Raw genomic sequence first — 18,355 nt, forward strand, 5'->3', positions numbered from 1 at the left:
CCTCCCCCCTTGCAATCATTCCAACAACATTGGGGTTGTATCCCAGCACAAGATCGATCGGGGGGAGTATGGGGAGAAAGACGGTTTCGATGGTGGCCGGCGCGCTGGCGTTGTCCATGGGGCTGGGCGCAGGCGCGGCCACGGCGGACTGGGATTGGGGCGGAGATCTGCGGGTGCGGGTGACCGATCTGAAGGATATTCCCGTCACGGGCCAGGGCGAGGTGGACCAGTTATTCAATCGCAACCGTACGCGCCTGTGGGCCAGCTATCAGTTCAGCGACGACGTTGGCTTCACGGGCCGGCTGATGAACGAGTTCCGCTTCTACGACAAGGGGCGGGATTACACCCGCAATCACGACCCCCTGGGCGAGATCGTTCCCGACCTGCTCTACGTGGACATCAACAACCTGGCAGAAGGTCGGGTGGATCTGCGCCTGGGCCGTCAGGAACTCATCTACGGCACCGGCAACATCCTCCTCAACGGCACCCCGCGGGATGGGTCCCGCAGCCTGTTCTATAACGCCATCAAGGCCAGTGTGGCGCTGGGGCCGGCGCACAGTGTGGATCTGCTGGCCATCTACAACGAGGCCAAGGATTCGCTGACCATCAACCGGGAGCCGCAACTGACGCTGATCGAGCATGATGAGGCGGCGGCAGGCCTGTATGGGCGTTATTCTGGAGTGGAGGACACGCCCCTGGAGTATTACTGGATTTACAAGCAGGAGAAGAATCGCAGTTACCTGCGGCCGGACCCGGATACTCAGGCCGATGCCGACTTCCACACCGTGGGCGTGCGCGCCGCCCCGGACCGGGGTCAGTGGGCCGCCAACCTGGAACTGGCCCTGCAGCGGGGCACTCAGGCGGATGATGACCTCAAGGGCGAACTGCTGGATGCCTCGGTCACCTTCCGGCCGGATATCTGGGGCGATACCCGCCCCGCGTTCACCGTTGGCTATTACTACCTGTCCGGTAACGATGCCGGCACCGACAACAATGAAGGCTGGCGTCCCGTGTTCTCCCGCTGGCCCCAGTTCAGCGAACTGTATGCCTACGGCTTTATCGGCAGCGAGTTCGGGGTGGCCGGCTGGAGCAACCTCAAGGCACCTTTTGTGGGTCTGGACATGACCCCTTCACCGCGCACCTCCCTGAAACTTCGCTATCATCGGATGTACGCGGATGAAAAGGATGGCCCGGGCAATGGGGATCTGCGGGGTGATCTGCTCACGGCGGTGCTGGGAGTGAATCTGGCCGAGAATGTTCGCGGTCATCTGTGGGCCGAGTTTCTGGACCCCGGTCATTATCATGAGCGAGGGGCGGGTGATGCCCATTTCCTTCGGGCCAATATCGAATACAGCTTCTAGGCGGGCGGGGCAGGGCACCCGCCACAGGGCAGTGCCTGACCTGTTGCGCTCCGTGCCGGTCGCTGCTGAAATGCATTCATGACTCTCCGTGATCCCTTCCAGGATGTGCTGGTGATTCAGGATCGTCTGCCGATCCTGCACAGCACTGTGGAGGCCTTGCCCCCGAGTGAGGAGCTGGCTCGCGTCAATGAGGCCAATGAGGGCCTGCTCAGGGTGTATGTCAGTCTGGATGACGCCGCTCCGCGGGTGAATGAAGAACTCGGGAGCGAGATCTCCCATGAACTGGCCCGTATCGAGACCAAGCTCAATGTGATCCTTGAGATGCTGGGTTCCCTGCTGCACACGCAGGTGAAATCACCGGACCCGGTGACCATGCGGATTTCCGCAGAGGGGCTGGGATGGGTGCAGGGAGAGCGCCTGGAGCCGGGGCAGATACTGCGCATGCAGTGGCATCTTTGCCCGCAGTTCCCGCGGCCACTGGAACTTTATGGTGAAGTTGCCTCCTGTCAGGCGGTGGCTGACGGATTCGAGATTTCCGTGGGTTTTCGTGGGCTTAGCCCGTTGCTTGAGGATGGCATTCAGAAACTGGTGTTCAGAAGACACCGCCGCAGTGTGGCCCAGTCGCGGGCCCGCTGATTCGGGCACACCTTCCGTTTGTCGGTGACATGGTACTGTATAACGCCCAACGGCCTGCCTGGGGCAGGTCTGGCGGGACATGAGTGAGGGTCTGGGTTTATCCTGCGGGCCCAGGGGTTTATTTTGGGCTGATAATTTCATGGCACTTGACGATTCAAGCACACCCGACATGACTGATACCCCTCTGCCGCGGATGCCGCAGAGCGTGTTGGTGCTTGCCAACCAGCCGGAACGTATTGAGCAACTCAGGACCGTGCTGGAATTCATGGAATGCGATCCCGTGGTCGTGCCGCCGGAAGAAGTGGCCACGAGGCTTCATACGGACACCACCTGGTTGATGCTCCTGGTCAGCGGCTGCGCCGGAGATGCCCGGGATCTCAAGTCCCTGGAGGCGCTCAAGGACCACGATGGGCAGCCACTGCCCGTGGTGCTGGTCGGCGATGAGGGTGAGTTCGGCACGCTGCCTGAGTGGGTGGCTCCCCGCTTGCTGCGCCGCCTGGATTACCCGCCCCGGATAACGCAGTGGTCGGACACCCTGCAGCGTGCCCGACACCTGGTGGTGAACGGTGTGGACCTGAGTGGCCGGGTCCGCCTGATGCTTTACCAGTCCCTGGTGGGCTGCAACCGGCACATCCAACGCATCCGTGATCACATCGAGCAGGTGGCAATTACCGATGCCAACGTGCTGATCCTGGGCGAGACGGGTACTGGCAAGGAGGTGGTGGCCCGCAATATTCATAATTGTTCCGCCCGCCAGGGCAAACCCTTCGTGGCCGTGAACTGTGGCGCCATCCCCGGGGAGCTTCTGGAGAGCGAGCTGTTTGGTCATGAGAAGGGCGCCTTCACGGGGGCCATCAGTGCTCGCCCCGGGCGTTTCGAGCTGGCCCAGGGGGGGACCCTGTTCCTGGATGAGATCGGCGACATGCCCGTGCCCATGCAGGTCAAGCTACTGCGAGTATTGCAGGAGCGCACCTTCGAGCGGGTGGGCAGCACCAGGACACTGACCACCGATGCCCGCATCATTGCCGCCACCCACCGGGATCTTGAATCGGCCATTGAAGACGGCGGCTTTCGCGAAGATCTGTATTACCGGCTGAATGTATTCCCCATCGAAGTGCCCTCCCTGAAAGAACGCATTGAAGACCTCCCATTATTGATCAGTGAATTGCTTCGTCGCATGGATGCCGAAGGCCGGGGCAGCGTGCGCCTGTCGCCCGGTGCGCTTCAGGTGCTGGCCCGGCACCAGTGGCCGGGTAACGTGCGTGAACTGGCCAACCTCATGGAGCGCCTGGCCATCATGCACCCGGGGGGGACCGTCGAGCCCATGGATCTGCCTCGCAAGTTCCGGGATAGCCTCAGTGAGGATGAGCTGGAAGAGGCCAGTGAGGCGGTGAATCCGTTGATGATGGCGGGTGGATCTGCCGGCAGCATCCCGGATGAAGGGCTTGACCTCAAGGAATACATGGGCGAGCTGGAGATGCGGCTGATCCGGGATGCCCTGGACAAGTCGGGTGGCGTGGTCGCTCAGGCGGCCAAGCTGCTGTGCATGCGTCGGACGACCCTGGTGGAGCGGATGCGAAAATTTGGCATCACCCGCGCGGAAGATGCGGCGGAATCTTGACGATTTCTCGGCTGTAAAATTCAAGCGATTGATTAATAAAGGTTAAATAGATTGGCATGTAACCTGCTTTAGTCCTGATAAAGGCCCGTCTTGCGATACGTTGCTGACAGGCCACAACAGGACACGATGTGGAGCAGGTGCAATGAGTCAAATGACCCTCTTGACCACGGAGCCTGATGACGAGGTTCCGGATCTGGTGGCCGAAGACCCCCGAAGTCGGGATCTCCTGGCATTGGCCCGCCGCGTTGCCGCTTCCGAAGTGACGGTGATGATCAACGGCGAATCAGGCGTGGGTAAGGAAGTCTTCGCCCGTTTTATCCATAACCATTCCTCCCGGGCAGACGGCCCCTTTGTGGCACTCAATTGTGCCGCCATCCCTGAAAACATGCTGGAGGCCATGCTCTTTGGCCATGAGCGGGGTGCCTTCACGGGCGCTTACGAATCCCGGCCGGGCAAGTTCGAACTGGCCGAGGGCGGCACGCTGCTTCTCGATGAGATTTCCGAGATGGATCACGGGCTGCAGGCCAAGCTGCTGAGGGTATTGCAGGAGCGGGAGGTGGAGCGCCTGGGTGGACGCCACCCCCGTCCGGTGGATGTGCGTGTTCTGGCCACATCCAACCGCAACCTGCAGGGGGCGGTGGCCGATGGCCAGTTTCGTGAAGACCTCTATTACCGCCTGAACGTCTTTCCTCTCATCATTCCTCCCTTGCGGGAACGCCCGGGCGACATCCTGCCGCTGGCACGGCGACTCATTCATGTGCATGGGCGTGGCATCGATCATGCGCAACTCACCCAGGCGGCAGCAGCCCGTCTCGTGGACCATCCCTGGCCCGGCAATGTGCGGGAACTGGATAACGTGATCCAGCGCGCCATGATCCTGCGAGAAGGCGTGGATATCGATGCGGGCTCCATTCAATTCGAGGCGGGTACGGGGGCGGGTATGGACACACGACCGCAGTCCCCGTTCGCGGGGCTGGCCGAGTCCGCGCCGGCGCCGGTGATGCGTGATCAGCGCCTGGGAGACAACCTGCGCTCCCGCGAGGAGCAACTGATCCTGGATGCGCTGCGTGTGGAGGACGGCAGTCGCAAGGACGCCGCCGCCAGGCTGGGCATCAGCCCGCGCACCCTGCGTTACAAGCTGGCGAGGTTGCGTGAGGCGGGCGTGGCCATTCCGTGACCTCCCTCATCGGGGCAGGTGACTTGAGACAACACAAGTAGTGAATTGAATCGTGACGTGGAGGGCACTGTCATGAGTGACCAACAAATCAACCAGGTACTGCAACAGATGCGTTCGCTGGCAGCGAGCGCCGGGGTGGATGCACAACCTGCCGCGAGTCGGGAGATACAGCCCGGTCAGCCGAATTTCCGCGCCATGCTGCGTGAGTCCCTGGATAAGGTGAGCGAGACTCAGAAGTCCAGCAACTCCCTGGCAACGCGTTTTGAACTGGGTGATCCGGATGTGGATCTGCCCCAGGTCATGGTGGCGAAACAGAAGGCCAGCGTGGCCTTTGAGGCCACTACCCAGATTCGTAATCGCCTGGTGTCCGCGTACCAGGACATCATGAACATGCAGGTCTGAGGACCGGTAGGACACCATCATGGCCACTTCACTGACCACCACACTCAATCAGCAGGTAGAAGGCTTCAACCGGCTGCCCGCGCAGAGCCAGATCGGCCTGTTGGTCGGCGTGGCCGCTGCGATTGCGCTGGTGGTGAGCCTGTTCATCTGGCTCAATCGACCCGACTACACCATCCTGTATCCGGACCTGGGGCAACGGGAGAGTGCCGAGGTGATGCAGGCCCTGGATCAGCACGGGATCAACTACCGACTGGATCCGGTGACGGGGGCCCTGACCGTGCCCGCCGATTCGGTACACGAGGCCCGTCTGCAGATGGCCACCGAGGGGCTGCCCCGGGCAGTTGGTTTCGGCTTCGAGCTCATGCAGGAGGACCAGGGGATCGGCACCAGTCGTCTGGTGCAGACTGCCCGTTATCACCGGGCCCTGGAAGGCGAACTGGCCCGCTCGGTGGCCACACTCTCCAGCGTGGAAGCGGCTCGCGTGCACCTGGCCATGCCCCGTGAGACGGTGTTCGTGCGCGATCGCGGACAGCCCAGCGCGTCGGTGGTGGTGACCCTGCACCCCGGGCGTACCCTGGATGAACGCCGCGTAGCCGGGATTGTCCATCTGGTGGCTTCCAGTGTGCCGGGCATGGAGCCCGAGCGCGTGACGGTGGTGGACCAGCGGGGACGTCTGCTCACCGAGCATGGCGAGGATGACGGCATGACGTTGTCCACCCGCAATATGGAGTTCACCCGTTTGATGGAAGAGAACCTGTCGCAGCGGGTGATGGATATCATTGCGCCGATCGTTGGCGAAGAAGGTGTGCGTGCCCGGGTGTCTGCGGACCTGGACTTCTCGCGGATCGAACGCACCATCGAGAACTACGATCCGGAACTCACTGCGCTGCGCAGCGAGCAGTTCTCGGAAGAGGATACCCGCGGTGGCCCAGGGGGTCCCATGGGTATTCCTGGCGCCCTGGTCAACCAACCACCCGGCGGCGGCGAATTGGGCGCCGAGGGTGAAGGGGTCATGGAGCCTGGCATGGAAATGCCGGGGTCTTCACGGCGCAGTGGTACGCGCAATTATGAGGTGGACCGCACCATCAGTCACGTGCGCGAGGCTCCCGGCACAGTGCGGCGCCTGTCGGTGGCCGTGGTGGTCGACTTTCAGGAACGGATGAACGAAGAAGGCGAGATGGTGCGTGAGCCCGTGCCGCCGGAGGAGTTGGCGCGCATTGAGGGGTTGGTGCAGCGGGCAGTCGGTTTTGACGCACGGCGCGGTGATAGTGTTAATGTGATCAGCGCGCCATTCCGGGTGGAACCAGAGCCTGAGCCGCTGCCCGAGCCGCCCATCTGGGAGCAGGCCTGGGCACAGGAACTGGCCCGCACGGCACTGTTGGCTCTGGTGGCATTGCTGGCGATCCTGCTGGTGGTGCGGCCCTTGCTCAGGCAACTGGCCGCCCAGGGCGCCGCTGGAAAAGCGGCAGACGAAGAGGCCAGGGCGGCGGGTGAAGGCGAGGGCGAAGTGGGCGAGGATCAGCTTAGCCTGACCAGCCAGGGGGATGAACCCATGGCACTGCCCGGCAAGGGGCCCAGAGACTATGAAACGAACCTGGAACGGGTGCGTGAATTGATCAAGGATGATCCCAAACTGGTGGCTCAAGTGGTGAAAAACTGGGTGGCGGAAGATGGAGCCTAAAAGCAAACTGAGCGGTCCGGATCGTGCCGCGGTCTTTCTGATGAGCCTCGGCGAGGAGGCGGCGGCGGAAGTGCTCCGGCACATGGGGCCCAAGGAGGTCCAGAGTGTCGGTACCGCCATGGCCTCACTCACCAACGTCTCCAAGTCGGATGTGGCACAGGTGATTGACGATTTCGTGGCCACGGTGGATGAACAGACGGCCCTGGGCATGGGATCTGACGACTACATCCGCAACGTGCTCACCTGGGCGCTGGGCAAGGACAAGGCCGATGGCGTCATTGACCGCATCCTGCTGGGGCGTAACTCCAAGGGCCTTGAATCCCTGAAATGGATGGATCCGCGTGCAGTCGCCGAGGTGATCCGTCTGGAGCACCCGCAGATCATTGCCATCGTGCTGTCCTATCTGGACCCTGATCATGCGGCCGCGGTGCTCTCCTTCCTGCCGGAACGGGCGCAGCCGGATATCCTCATGCGCATTGCCACACTCGATGGGGTGCAGCCTTCCGCCCTGCAGGAACTGGACGAGATCCTGGAGCGACAGTTTGCCGGCAACATGAACGTCAAGTCCTCCAGCGTGGGCGGCGTCAAGAGCGCTGCCACCATCCTCAACTTCATGGATTCCTCCAAGGAAGGCTCCATACTGGATAAGGTCCGGGATGTGGATGAGGGCCTGAGCCAGAAGATCCAGGACCTCATGTTCGTGTTCGCCAACCTGGCGGATCTGGACGACCGCAGCATCCAGTCCCTGCTCAGGGAGCTGTCGACGGATTCCCTGGTGATGGCCCTGAAGGGGGCCGACGAGACCGTGAAGGACAGGATCTTCAAGAATATGTCCAAGCGGGCAGGCGAGATGCTGCAGGACGATCTCGAGGCCAAGGGGCCGGTACGCCTGAGCGAAGTGGAAACTGCCCAGAAGGAGATCCTCGGCATTGCTCGCCGCATGGCCGAGTCGGGCGAGATTGTCCTTGGCAACAAGGGCTCCGAGCAGATGGTCTAAGGGGGCAAGAGCATGGGTGGCAACGAACGCGTGATTCCCCAGGCCCAGGCCGGTCTGGCCCAGTTGTGGAAGATTCCCGAGGTGGGAGATCCTTCCGCAGAGGTCGAACCACAGGCGCAGGCCGACGAAGAAGCCGAATCCGCGGCCGAAGCCGGGCTCACGTTGCCCACCGCAGAGCGTATCCGTGAGATTGAGGATCAGGCCTATCAGGCAGGATTCGAGCGGGGACGGGAGGCGGGTTATGAGGAGGGCCTGACCACCGGGCGCGAGATGGGATACAAGGACGGTGAAGCCAAGGGTGTGAAGGCGGGCGAGAAGATCACCGAGCAACGGGCGAAGGCCTGGGATCGGTTGCTCCAGGGGCTGGTCAGTCCCTATGAGGATCTGGATGCCGTGATCGAGAATGAGCTGGCACAACTGGCCATCGCCGTGGCGAGGCAGTTGGTGCGCCGGGAATTGCGCACGGACCCCTCGGCCATCGTGGCGGTATTGCGCGAAGCCCTGGGAGCACTGCCCAGTGCCGATCGCAAGGTCAAGCTGTATCTGCACCCCCAGGATGCCAAGCTGGTCAAGGAGGCACTGCACCTCAACGACCTGGAGCGGCCCTGGTCCGTGGTGGAAGACCCCACGCTCAGTCGCGGGGGCGTCAAGGTGGAAACGGATACCTCGCGGGTGGATGCCTCTCTGGAATCAAGACTCAATGCGGTGATCGCCTCCCTGTGGGGTGGCGAGCGCCGTAGCGACAACCCTGACGCTGAGGCGAGGGGGGAAGACTCCGCCGAGACAAGGGTATCTGCGCCAGCATCCGGAGATGGACATGAGTGAGGCCTCCGTCATTCCCCGGTCAATTGCCACCCATGCCCGCGTTGCCCGGCTTGAGGCGCGACTGAAGCGCTACCGGGGGCGCCTTGAACATGCCCGCCCAGTGGTGGCCGAGGGGCGCCTTGTGCGCATGGTGGGACTGACCCTGGAAGCAGAGGGGTGTCAGGTTTCCGTCGGTGGCCGCTGCCGGGTCGTCAGTCTGGATGGTCATGAGGTGGAGGCCGAGGTGGTGGGATTTTCCGGCGAACGGACCTACCTGATGCCGGTGGGCGATGTCAGCGGCCTGACACCGGGGGCCCGTGTGATCCCCACACGCCATGCTCGCGAGACGCTGGTGGGTGAGGCCCTGCTGGGCCGGGTACTGGATGGCTCGGGCCGCCCCCTGGATAGCGGGGGGGTACCGCAATGTGATGACCATGTGTCGTTGCATGGCAGGCCCATCAACCCGCTGGCCCGGGAACCCATCCATGAACCGCTGGATGTGGGCATCCGCGCCATCAACGGTCTGCTCACTGTGGGGCGGGGGCAGCGCATGGGGCTGTTCGCCGGCAGTGGTGTGGGCAAGAGTGTGCTGCTGGGCATGATGACCCGTTACACCGCGGCGGACATCACCGTGGTGGGCCTGATCGGTGAGCGCGGACGAGAGGTCAACGAGTTCGTGCAGAAGATCCTGGGGCCGGAGGGCATGGCCCGGGCGGTGGTGGTGGCGGTGCCTGCCGACCATCCACCCTTGATGCGCCTGCATGGGGCCATGCTGGCCACCAGCATTGCCGAGTATTTCCGCGACAAGGGGCATAACGTGCTGCTGCTGATGGATTCGCTGACGCGTTTCGCCCAGGCCCAGCGGGAGATCTCCCTGGCCATTGGCGAACCCCCTGCCACCAAGGGCTACACCCCCTCGGTCTTTGCCCGTCTGCCGCAGTTGGTGGAGCGCGCTGGCAATGGGGATCGGGGCTCAGGCTCGATCACTGCGTTCTATACCGTCCTGGCGGAGGGCGATGACACCAACGACCCGATCTCCGACGCAGCCCGGGCCATTCTGGATGGGCACGTGGTGCTTTCCCGGCGTATTGCCGATACGGGGCGGTACCCGGCCATTGATGTGGAGGCCTCCGTGTCGCGGGTCATGAACGATATCGTCGACCCGGGGCATGTGCAGGCCGCCCGTCAATTCAAGCAACTTTATTCACAGTATCAGCAAAACCGCGACCTGATCAGCGTGGGGGCCTATCAAAAGGGCTCCGATCCCCGCGTTGACGAGGCGATTGCCCTGTTTCCCCGTCTGGAGCGTTTTCTGCAACAGGACCTTCGAGAGGCCGTGAACTTCAAGAAGAGCCTGCGGGCGCTGGAAGACCTGGTATCCAGGCGGGAGCCGGCACAGGCAGAGAAACCCGCCCAGCAGGTTGCTCCTGCCGGTCGCGCAACCTCGTCGTGAGGTGAGATCCAATGAATCGATCCAAGCGTATGGAACCCGTGGCCCGTTTGGCCGACACCCGACAGCAGAAGGCGGCACGCCAGTTGGGGGACTGGCAGAAGACCCTGGAAGACCGCCTTGCCAGACTGGATGAATTGAGCGGGTATCGCGATGAATATGCCCAACGATTTGAGTCCAGCACGTCCGTCCCTCTCAATGGCTTGGGGTTGCGGGACTACCGGTTATTCCTGTCTCGGCTGAACCAGGCCATCGAGCAACAGATGAAGCTGGTGCAGGCGGCGAGGGCAGAGCTGGAACGCAGTCGCGGTCAGTGGGTCGAGGCCCGGGGGCGCACAGAGGCGATCAACCGTGTGGTTGAACGGTTTGAGGTCGAGGAGCGTCATGAGATGGATCGACGGGAGCAGGCCGAGCAGGATGATCGCAATGTGCAACGCAAGTCGGATTTCTAGAACGGCACGTTTCTTGACTGTTAATTGGTCAAGAGTGGCCATCACATAGGTATCCCGTCATGGATATGCCCATCATGCAATTCCCCCTGCCCGTGCGGGGCTCCGGAGAAGGCGGTCTGGCGCAGTTCGTCAAGGAATTGCCACCTGAGCTTCAGGAGGAACTGGCCGAGGGAGGCAACTTCTGGGAGAGTCTTTTACTGCATTTTCAGGCGCTGGAAGCGGATCTGCCCGGGGAACTCGGCGATCAGTTACCAGAGGGTCTGATGTTGCCGACCGATCTGGATGCCGACCAGCTCAGGGCGCTGATGGAGGAGCAGGGCGAGGCCGATGCACAGGCGCTGTTCGCCATGCTCCAGGCCTTGCGGGGCGGAGAACTGCCAGAACCCGGCCAGGTGTTGCCGTTACAGACTGGGGAGCAGGACAGTCGCCCCAACCTCCTGGCCGCCGCCATGGCGCAGGTATGGCGGGGGGGTGTCGAGGGGCAGGTTCAACCACAGACGCCGGTTCAGATGCAGTCCACGGCCCAGATGCAGTCCATCGAGACCCTGCTGGCACGTGCCATCCCCCAGGCTGAGGGCGCGGGCCGGGAGGGGCTGTCCGTACACATGGCCGGGGATGTGTCACTGGGCCTGCAGCCTGCGTCCCAGCAGCAGTCGGGTCTGCGGGTCATGAGCCTGGATGTGCCCATGTCGCAACCCAAATGGAATGAAGCGGTGAGCAACCGGGTGCTATGGATGGTGAACCAGAATGTACAGGGAGCCGAACTGCGCCTGAATCCACCCCACCTGGGGCCGCTGGAGATCCGCGTGTCCATGGAAGGGGATCGCGCCAACGTGCAGTTCCTGGCGGCCCACGCGGTCACCCGGGATGCCCTGGACGCCGCCATGCCCCGGTTGCGGGAAATGTTTGCGGAAAGCGGCGTGCAACTGGGTGACGTGGATATCTCGCACCGGGAGGGTGGAGATGGGGGGCAGACCGGCCAGGAGGAGGGCCAGAAGGCTGGCATGACCCAGGCCGAAGGGGCAGCCGGTGGCGAGGCTCAGGATGGCGGTATCCCGGGCAGGCCATCGGGTCTGCTGGATGCCTATGCCTGAAAACAGTTGCCCCGGAGCCAAAGGGACAAAGAACCACAACTGAGTAACAGGATATGTTGAACAACATTCGCATCAGTACCCGCCTGCTGGTGGGGGTTGCTGCGGTGCTCCTGGTCACCCTGGGCCTGGTCATCCCTACAGCGCTCAATGCCATCAGCCAGATCACCGAGCGCGCCCAGTTGAGGCAACTGGAGGATCTGTTTACGGCGCTGCAGGCCTCCGTGGAGGAGACGAGTCTGCGGGCGCAGACGCAGGCCGAGGTGGTCGCCAGTCAGCCGAATGTGCAGCGTGCCTTTGCCGAGCGGGACCGCGAGGCGTTGACGGAACTCACCTTGCCTATCTTTGAGCGCATGCGCGATGAATATGATGCGGTTCAGTTCCAGTTCCTGACGGCCCCCGCCACCTCGTTCCTGCGCCTGCACATGCTGGATCGCCATGGTGATGATCTGCGCTCCATGCGCGAGACCGTGGTTCAGGCCAATCGCCAGGGGCGTCCTGTGCGAGGGCTCGAGCGCGGTGTGGCTGGTCTGGGTGTGCGTGGTGTGACACCGGTTCGCTACCAGGGCGAGTCGGTGGGGGTGGTGGAGTTCGGACTGTCCTTCGGAGAACCCTTTTTTCAGGACTTTACCGAGCAATATGGTGTTCGTGCGGCCCTGCATATCCCCACTGAGCGGGGCTTTGAGACCTTTGCCGGCACCATCGGTGGCCCGGCTCGCTTCCGCGAGGATCACCTGGATCGGGTGATGGGGGAGAAACCCTTCTGCAAGCCATTGAGCACCAGGGGCAGGCCGTCGCCCTCTACGCAGGCTCGGTCATGGATTTCGCTGGCCGCCCCGTGGGTGTACTGGAAGTGATGATTGACCGCAGTGAGTATGTGGCTGAGTACCGTCAGGCATTGATGCGGGTCCTGGGTATTGGGGCATTGGTCATGCTGGGTGGGCTGCTGGCGGCCTGGTTTATCGCCCGGGGGATTGTGGTGCCGCTCAGACTCACCGCCCAGCGCATGGATGAGATCGCCCAGGGGGATGGTGACCTCACACAGCGTCTGCCCGCCGAGGGGCGCAACGAACTGGCACAGCTTTCCCACTCCTTTAACGGCTTTGTGGACAAGATCCATCAGTTGGTGCGCCAGATCGTTGGCGCCTCTGCCCAGGTGGCCGCCGCCGCAGAGCAACTCTCGGCGACCACCGAGGAGACGGTTCAGCAGATCAAACGGCAGCAAAGCGAATCGGATCAGGTGGCCACGGCCATGAACGAGATGGCCACCACGGTCCAGGATGTTGCTCGCAACGCCTCCGAGGCGGCTCAGGCGGCGACCGGAACGAACCAGGAGGCGCATGCCGGCAATGATGTGGTGAACCGGACGATTGATTCCATCGAGACGCTGGCCAATGAGGTGGAGAATGCGGCGCAGGCCATCGAGCGGGTGTCGCATCAAAGCGATGAGATCGGCAAGGTGCTGGATGTGATCCGCGATGTGGCCGAGCAAACCAACCTGCTGGCCCTGAATGCAGCCATTGAGGCGGCTCGGGCCGGTGAGCAGGGGCGTGGCTTCGCAGTGGTGGCTGATGAGGTGCGCACATTGGCCAGTCGCACACAGGAATCCACCAATGATATCCGTGGCATCATCGAGCGTCTCCAGGCGGGTACCCATGAGGCAGTGCAAACCATGGCCACCAGTCGTTCCAAGGCTCGCGACAGCGTTGAGCAGGCGGCGTCGGCGGGTCAGAGCCTGCGATCCATCAATCAGTCCGTTGGGACCATCAACGATATGAACGCGCAGATTGCCAGCGCCGCCGAGGAACAGTCTGCGGTGGCGGAGGAAATCAATCGCAATATCAATAACATCAGTCATGCCGTTGAACAGACGGCAACCGGCTCGGATCAGATTGCCCGCGCCAGCGAGGAACTCGCCCGTCTGGCGGCCGATCTGCAGTCTTCGGTAGGCCGCTTCAGGATATGACCATGACGAGTTGAACGATCTGGCATGAAGGCGGTTAATCCGCCATCATGTCGGCACAAGTATCGTCACTTCGTTAGACTCCCCCAGGTTTGACACGCCCCCTGCTTCTCACGGCGCAGGGGGCGTGTTTGCGTCTATGGTGTCTGTCAAGATTATGGCGCGATGTTTGGCGGGTAAATCTTAACTTTCTGATTAATAGATTATTTTTCGGGGTTTTCCTGTGTGGCATATGCCTTGCATCAACCCCAGTAGAGGGAGACCAACCGATGGCCAAGAAACCTGAAAAAAGCAAGCTCGACCTGAATCCCAATGCCGGCAAAGGCAGTGGCAAGGGGGGCGCCTTGAAACTGATCCTGATCGTGTTGGTGACCTTCGTGGTGGCTGCCGCGGTGGGAGGGGCTGCCGCCTGGTATTTCCTGGTGATGCCAGGAGATCGCCCGGCAGAAGAGCAGACCGTTGTGGCCGAGCCGCTATACCTGCCGCTGGAGCCACCGCTGGTGGTGAATTTCTCCGGCTCGGAGCGCATCCGCTTTGCGCAGGTGGGCATCGTGGTGATGGCACGCAATGAAGACGTCTTTACGGGCGTGGAGCGACACATGCCGGTGATACGCAACAATCTTATGCTGCTGCTGAGCCAGAAGACCTATGACCAACTGGTCACGTCGGAGGGCAAGGAGGTATTGCGCGCCGAGGTGCTGGATGAGATTCGTGGTGTGCTGGAGCAGCGCGGGGCACCCGCGAACGTGGAAGCGATTTATTTCAATAACCTGGTGATGCAGTGAGGCTGGGCCATGCCGACCAATGATGTTCTTTCCCAGGACGAGATTGATGCCCTCTTGCACGGGGTCGATAGCGGGGCAGTGGAAACCGAGGAGGATTTCCTGGCCCATGATGGGGTGGCGCGTGGTTATGACCTGACCACCCAGGATCGCATTGTGCGGGGTCGCATGCCGACCCTGGACATGATCAACGAACGCTTCGCCCGCTACATGCGTATCGGTATGTTCGAACTGCTGCGCCGGTCTGCCGAGATCTCGGTGCTCGGTCTCAAGATGATGAAATTCGGGGAGTATGTCCATTCCTTGTACCTGCCCACCAGCCTGAACATGGTTCGCGTCAAGCCCTTGAGAGGGACGGCCCTGTTCGTGATTGATCCCAAGCTGGTTTTTATTCTGGTGGACAATTTTTTCGGTGGGGATGGACGTTACCCAGCCAAGATCGAAGGTCGGGAGTTCACGCCTACGGAGCTGCGGGTGATCCGCATGCTGCTTGAGCAGGCCTTCCGGGATTACAAGCAGGCCTGGGCCCCGGTGATGGATCTGGAGTTCGAATACAACCGCTCGGAAGTCAATCCGCAGTTCGCCAATATCGTCAGCCCCACCGAAGTGGTGGTGGTGTGCTCCTTCCAGGTGGAACTGGATGGTGGTGGTGGTGAGTTCCACATCACCATGCCCTATTCAATGATCGAGCCGATCCGGGATCAGCTGGATACTGGCCTGCAAAGCGATCGCGCCGATGTGGACGATCGCTGGCCCAAGGCCCTTCGGGAAGAGCTGAAGATGATTCAGGTGAATGTCAGCGCGACCCTGGCAGAGGCCGAGTTGACCGTGGCGGAGATGATCAACCTCAAGCCGGGGGACGTGATCCCCATCGAGATGCCTGAAAACATCATTCTGCGGGCGGAGGACGTGCCCGTCCTGCGAGGTGAGTTTGGCGTTTCCAATGGATTCAATGCATTGAAGATTGTAGGGCAAGTGAAGCTCTCGAACTGAATATCAGGAGGCTCCCATGAGTGAAAAGAACGAACAGGACAACGCTGCAGACGCAGAAGATCCCTGGGCTGCCGCGCTGGCGGAACAGGCCGAAGCCGAGAGCCAGGCCCAGAAGCCTGAAGGCGAGGGAAGCGAGCAAAGTGCCCAGGACGACCTGGACAAGCTGCTGGCCGAGCAGGAAGCTTCCATGAAGGACGCCGAGACAAAAAAAGCCGATGCCAAGGCTGGCAAGGGTGCCGCCAAGGATGCTGGCCAAGGCGATCAGGCCACCAAGGCGAAGCCGGGCAAGGATGATGATTTCGAACACGCAGGTGAGAGTTCGGCGGCCATGGGGGCGAAGAAGGTCTCCCGGGCGGAGTTTGAAGATCTGATGGATGAATCCAGGAAGGGGAAAGGGGAATCCGACCTGAACCTGGACGTGATCCTGGACGTGCCGGTGACCATCTCCATGGAGATCGGCCGCACCAAGATACCCATTCGCAACCTTCTTCAATTGAACCAGGGATCGGTGGTGGAACTGGATCGTCTGGCTGGCGAGCCCCTGGATGTCATGGTCAACGGCACGTTGGTGGCCCATGGCGAGGTGGTGGTGGTCAACGAGAAATTCGGTATTCGACTGACCGATGTCATCAGCCCGGCGGAACGGGTGAGAAAGCTCAAGTGAGGTCCACCATGCGCACCGCAACACAGATCATGACCGCCCTGGGGCTGCTCTGCATGCCCTGGATGCTGGCTGCCGAGGAGGTCCAGCGCGGCACCCCGGGTCTGGGTGTCACCGGCGACAGTGCCGCGCATCTGGTGCAGCTGGTGCTGGGCCTGATCGTGGTGGTGGCCGCCATTCTGGTGCTGGGTTTTGTACTGCGCCGCATTCACGGGCTTTCCGGTGGGCTTTCCAGCGAATTCAGAGTGATCGGCAGTGTTTCGCTGGGCTCCCGGGAGCGCATGGTGCTGGTGCAGGTGGGCGATGTGCAGATGGTGGTGGGCGTGGCCCCGGGGCGCGTGCAGACCCTGCATGTGCTGGAACGCCCCATTGATGTGAACCCGACTGCGGTCAAGGGCGCCGATCCGTCCTTCGCTCAGCGTTTACGCACCGCCATGGGCGGTCAGGGAGCGTCGTCATGAAATCCCGCGCCGGGTGGGCCCTGTGGCTGCCGCTGCTGGCCATCTTGCCCCTGGATACGGCCATGGCCCAGGCAGGATTTGACATCCTCACCGTGGAGCCGGGCCCGGACGGCAGTGAGACCTATTCGGTCACCCTGCAGATCCTGATCCTCATGACCCTGATGAGCCTGCTGCCGGCGGCGCTCATCATGCTGACTGCCTTTACGCGCATCATCATCGTACTGGGCATTCTGCGTCAGGGCATCGGTACCACCCAGACGCCTTCCAACCAGATCCTCATCGGTCTGGCCCTGTTTCTCACCTTCTTCGTCATGGCGCCGGTCTTCCAGGCGGTGAACGAGGAAGCCGTGCAGCCCTTCGTGGCAGAGGAAATCTCTCAGGAAGAGATGGTACAGCGGGCCTGGGAGCCCATGCGGGACTTCATGCTGGAGCAGACCCGTGAAACGGACATCGCCATGTTTGCCCGCATTGCCGGCTACGAGAGCTTCGAATCCCCCGAAGAGGTGCCTTTTTCGGTCCTGGTGCCCTCGTTCATCACCAGTGAACTCAAGACCGCCTTCCAGATCGGGTTTCTGATCCTGATTCCGTTCCTGATCGTGGATCTGGTGGTGGCCAGCGTGCTGATGTCCATGGGGATGATGATGCTCTCCCCGCTGATCATCTCGCTGCCCTTCAAGATCATGCTGTTCGTGCTGGTGGATGGCTGGGCCCTGATCATGGGCACCCTGGCCACCAGCTTTTTCGCCTGAGGAGGCCGATATGACCCCCGAGACCGTCGTTGAAGTGGGCCAGGAGGCATTGATGACCATCATCATGCTGGCCGCGCCGGTGCTCATCACCGGGCTGAGCATCGGGCTGTTCATCGGCATGATCCAGGCCGCCACGTCCATTCAGGAAATGACCCTGTCGTTCATCCCCAAGCTGCTGGGCATGTTCGCCGCCCTGATGGTCTTTGGTGGCTGGATGCTGGATCTTCTGGTCAATTACGTGACCCGTCTCTACGACGCCATTCCCGGACTCATCGGGTAGGCGGGGAGGCATCTCATGTTCAGTTTCACCGAAGCCGAACTCCTCGCCCTGGTGGCCGCTTTCGTGTGGCCCTTCGTGCGCATCAGCGCCATGCTGCTGGCGGCGCCGATCTTTGGCGCGGGTACGGTGCCGGTCCGGGTTCGTATTGTGCTGGCCCTGGTGCTGGCACTCATGGTGGCGCCGCTGTTGCCCGAGCCACCGCCGGTGTCGCCGTTCAGTCTGGAAGGGCTTCTGGTCACGGCTCAGCAGGTGCTGATCGGGCTCACCATGGGCTTCATCCTGCAGATGGTGTTGAGCGCCCTGACCATGGCGGGTGAATCCATCGCCCTGTCCATGGGCCTGGGCTATGCCTCCATGGTGGATCCGGCGATGGGTGTTCAGGTGCCGGTGGTATCACAGTTCTTCATGATCATGGGGACGTTGATCTTCCTCGCCATGAATGGCCACCTGGTGATGCTGGAGATGCTCCTGCGCAGTTTTGAAATGATGCCCGTGGCGGTGGACGGGCTCAGTCAGGTGGATATGTGGGCCGTGGTGCAGTTCGGCTCCACCATGTACGTGGGGGCACTGCTGGTGGGGCTGCCCATTGTGTCCGCCATGCTCATGGTCAACCTGTCCATGGGGGTGATCACCCGCGCCTCGCCGCAGTTGAACATCTTCGCCGTCGGTTTCCCCATGATGATCCTGCTGGGGTTCATTCTCATCATGTTCACGCTGCCCGCCCTCACGCTTCGGGTCGAGGATCTGGCCATGGCAGGCTTCGGTGTGATCTCACGGATGCTGGGGAGTTAGGT

The 18,355-nt window shown here is 62.0% G+C and carries 18 protein-coding genes and 1 pseudogene; all 19 read left to right on the top strand.

Annotation, left to right across the window (positions count from 1 at the left end; all coding sequences use genetic code 11):
• Nucleotides 1-89 precede the first annotated feature (89 nt).
• A complete protein-coding gene (locus ECTOBSL9_RS11315) occupies nucleotides 90-1,361 on the top strand; it encodes an alginate export family protein (protein ID WP_240480965.1) in 1,272 nt (423 codons plus the stop codon).
• Between the two features lie 78 nt (nucleotides 1,362-1,439).
• Nucleotides 1,440-1,997, top strand: coding sequence for a PilZ domain-containing protein (locus ECTOBSL9_RS11320; protein ID WP_063465143.1), 558 nt, complete (start codon nucleotides 1,440-1,442; stop codon nucleotides 1,995-1,997).
• A 169-nt stretch (nucleotides 1,998-2,166) separates the two neighbouring features.
• Nucleotides 2,167-3,618 carry a sigma-54 dependent transcriptional regulator gene (locus ECTOBSL9_RS11325; RefSeq protein ID WP_240480966.1) on the top strand — a complete coding sequence of 484 codons (1,452 nt, stop codon included), beginning with the start codon at nucleotides 2,167-2,169 and terminating at the stop codon, nucleotides 3,616-3,618.
• A gap of 142 nt (nucleotides 3,619-3,760) precedes the next feature.
• Nucleotides 3,761-4,795 (top strand): sigma 54-interacting transcriptional regulator, encoded by a 1,035-nt coding sequence (locus tag ECTOBSL9_RS11330; protein ID WP_082829886.1) that lies wholly within the window; start codon nucleotides 3,761-3,763, stop codon nucleotides 4,793-4,795.
• 72 nt (nucleotides 4,796-4,867) lie between these two features.
• Complete coding sequence (fliE, locus tag ECTOBSL9_RS11335) at nucleotides 4,868-5,197, top strand: flagellar hook-basal body complex protein FliE (protein ID WP_063466161.1); 330 nt, start codon at nucleotides 4,868-4,870, stop codon at nucleotides 5,195-5,197.
• A gap of 19 nt (nucleotides 5,198-5,216) precedes the next feature.
• Nucleotides 5,217-6,878, top strand: a complete 1,662-nt coding sequence (gene fliF, locus ECTOBSL9_RS11340; protein ID WP_063465145.1) for a flagellar basal-body MS-ring/collar protein FliF — start codon at nucleotides 5,217-5,219, stop codon at nucleotides 6,876-6,878.
• Nucleotides 6,868-7,875 carry a flagellar motor switch protein FliG gene (gene fliG, locus ECTOBSL9_RS11345; RefSeq protein WP_063465146.1) on the top strand — a complete coding sequence of 336 codons (1,008 nt, stop codon included), beginning with the start codon at nucleotides 6,868-6,870 and terminating at the stop codon, nucleotides 7,873-7,875. Before fliF ends, fliG begins: the two co-directional genes overlap by 11 nt.
• Nucleotides 7,876-7,887: 12 nt before the next feature.
• Complete coding sequence (locus ECTOBSL9_RS11350; RefSeq protein ID WP_063465147.1) at nucleotides 7,888-8,700, top strand: flagellar assembly protein FliH; 813 nt, start codon at nucleotides 7,888-7,890, stop codon at nucleotides 8,698-8,700.
• Nucleotides 8,693-10,132, top strand: a complete 1,440-nt coding sequence (gene fliI, locus ECTOBSL9_RS11355) for a flagellar protein export ATPase FliI (protein ID WP_063465148.1) — start codon at nucleotides 8,693-8,695, stop codon at nucleotides 10,130-10,132. The genes ECTOBSL9_RS11350 and fliI overlap by 8 nt, the downstream gene beginning before the upstream one ends.
• An 11-nt stretch (nucleotides 10,133-10,143) precedes the next feature.
• Nucleotides 10,144-10,581, top strand: a complete 438-nt coding sequence (gene fliJ / locus ECTOBSL9_RS11360; protein ID WP_063465149.1) for a flagellar export protein FliJ — start codon at nucleotides 10,144-10,146, stop codon at nucleotides 10,579-10,581.
• Between the two features lie 74 nt (nucleotides 10,582-10,655).
• Nucleotides 10,656-11,675, top strand: a complete 1,020-nt coding sequence (locus ECTOBSL9_RS11365; protein WP_168161553.1) for a flagellar hook-length control protein FliK — start codon at nucleotides 10,656-10,658, stop codon at nucleotides 11,673-11,675.
• A gap of 53 nt (nucleotides 11,676-11,728) precedes the next feature.
• A pseudogene (locus ECTOBSL9_RS11370) lies at nucleotides 11,729-13,638 on the top strand (methyl-accepting chemotaxis protein).
• 266 nt (nucleotides 13,639-13,904) lie between these two features.
• Nucleotides 13,905-14,420, top strand: a complete 516-nt coding sequence (gene fliL, locus ECTOBSL9_RS11375) for a flagellar basal body-associated protein FliL (RefSeq protein ID WP_063465151.1) — start codon at nucleotides 13,905-13,907, stop codon at nucleotides 14,418-14,420.
• Between the two features lie 9 nt (nucleotides 14,421-14,429).
• Nucleotides 14,430-15,410 (top strand): flagellar motor switch protein FliM, encoded by a 981-nt coding sequence (fliM, locus tag ECTOBSL9_RS11380; RefSeq protein WP_063465152.1) that lies wholly within the window; start codon nucleotides 14,430-14,432, stop codon nucleotides 15,408-15,410.
• Between the two features lie 16 nt (nucleotides 15,411-15,426).
• Complete coding sequence (fliN, locus tag ECTOBSL9_RS11385) at nucleotides 15,427-16,074, top strand: flagellar motor switch protein FliN (RefSeq protein ID WP_156500105.1); 648 nt, start codon at nucleotides 15,427-15,429, stop codon at nucleotides 16,072-16,074.
• Between the two features lie 8 nt (nucleotides 16,075-16,082).
• Nucleotides 16,083-16,532: a flagellar biosynthetic protein FliO gene (fliO, locus tag ECTOBSL9_RS11390; RefSeq protein WP_082829888.1), complete on the top strand. Its 450-nt coding sequence runs from the start codon at nucleotides 16,083-16,085 to the stop codon at nucleotides 16,530-16,532.
• On the top strand, nucleotides 16,529-17,281 hold the full coding sequence (gene fliP, locus ECTOBSL9_RS11395) for a flagellar type III secretion system pore protein FliP (protein ID WP_063465153.1): 753 nt from the start codon (nucleotides 16,529-16,531) through the stop codon (nucleotides 17,279-17,281). Before fliO ends, fliP begins: the two co-directional genes overlap by 4 nt.
• Nucleotides 17,282-17,291: 10 nt before the next feature.
• Nucleotides 17,292-17,561: a flagellar biosynthesis protein FliQ gene (gene fliQ, locus ECTOBSL9_RS11400; protein ID WP_063465154.1), complete on the top strand. Its 270-nt coding sequence runs from the start codon at nucleotides 17,292-17,294 to the stop codon at nucleotides 17,559-17,561.
• 15 nt (nucleotides 17,562-17,576) lie between these two features.
• Nucleotides 17,577-18,353: a flagellar biosynthetic protein FliR gene (gene fliR, locus ECTOBSL9_RS11405; RefSeq protein WP_063465155.1), complete on the top strand. Its 777-nt coding sequence runs from the start codon at nucleotides 17,577-17,579 to the stop codon at nucleotides 18,351-18,353.
• Nucleotides 18,354-18,355: the final 2 nt, after the last annotated feature.

It is taken from the genome of Ectothiorhodospira sp. BSL-9 (assembly GCF_001632845.1).
Taxonomy (GTDB): domain Bacteria; phylum Pseudomonadota; class Gammaproteobacteria; order Ectothiorhodospirales; family Ectothiorhodospiraceae; genus Ectothiorhodospira.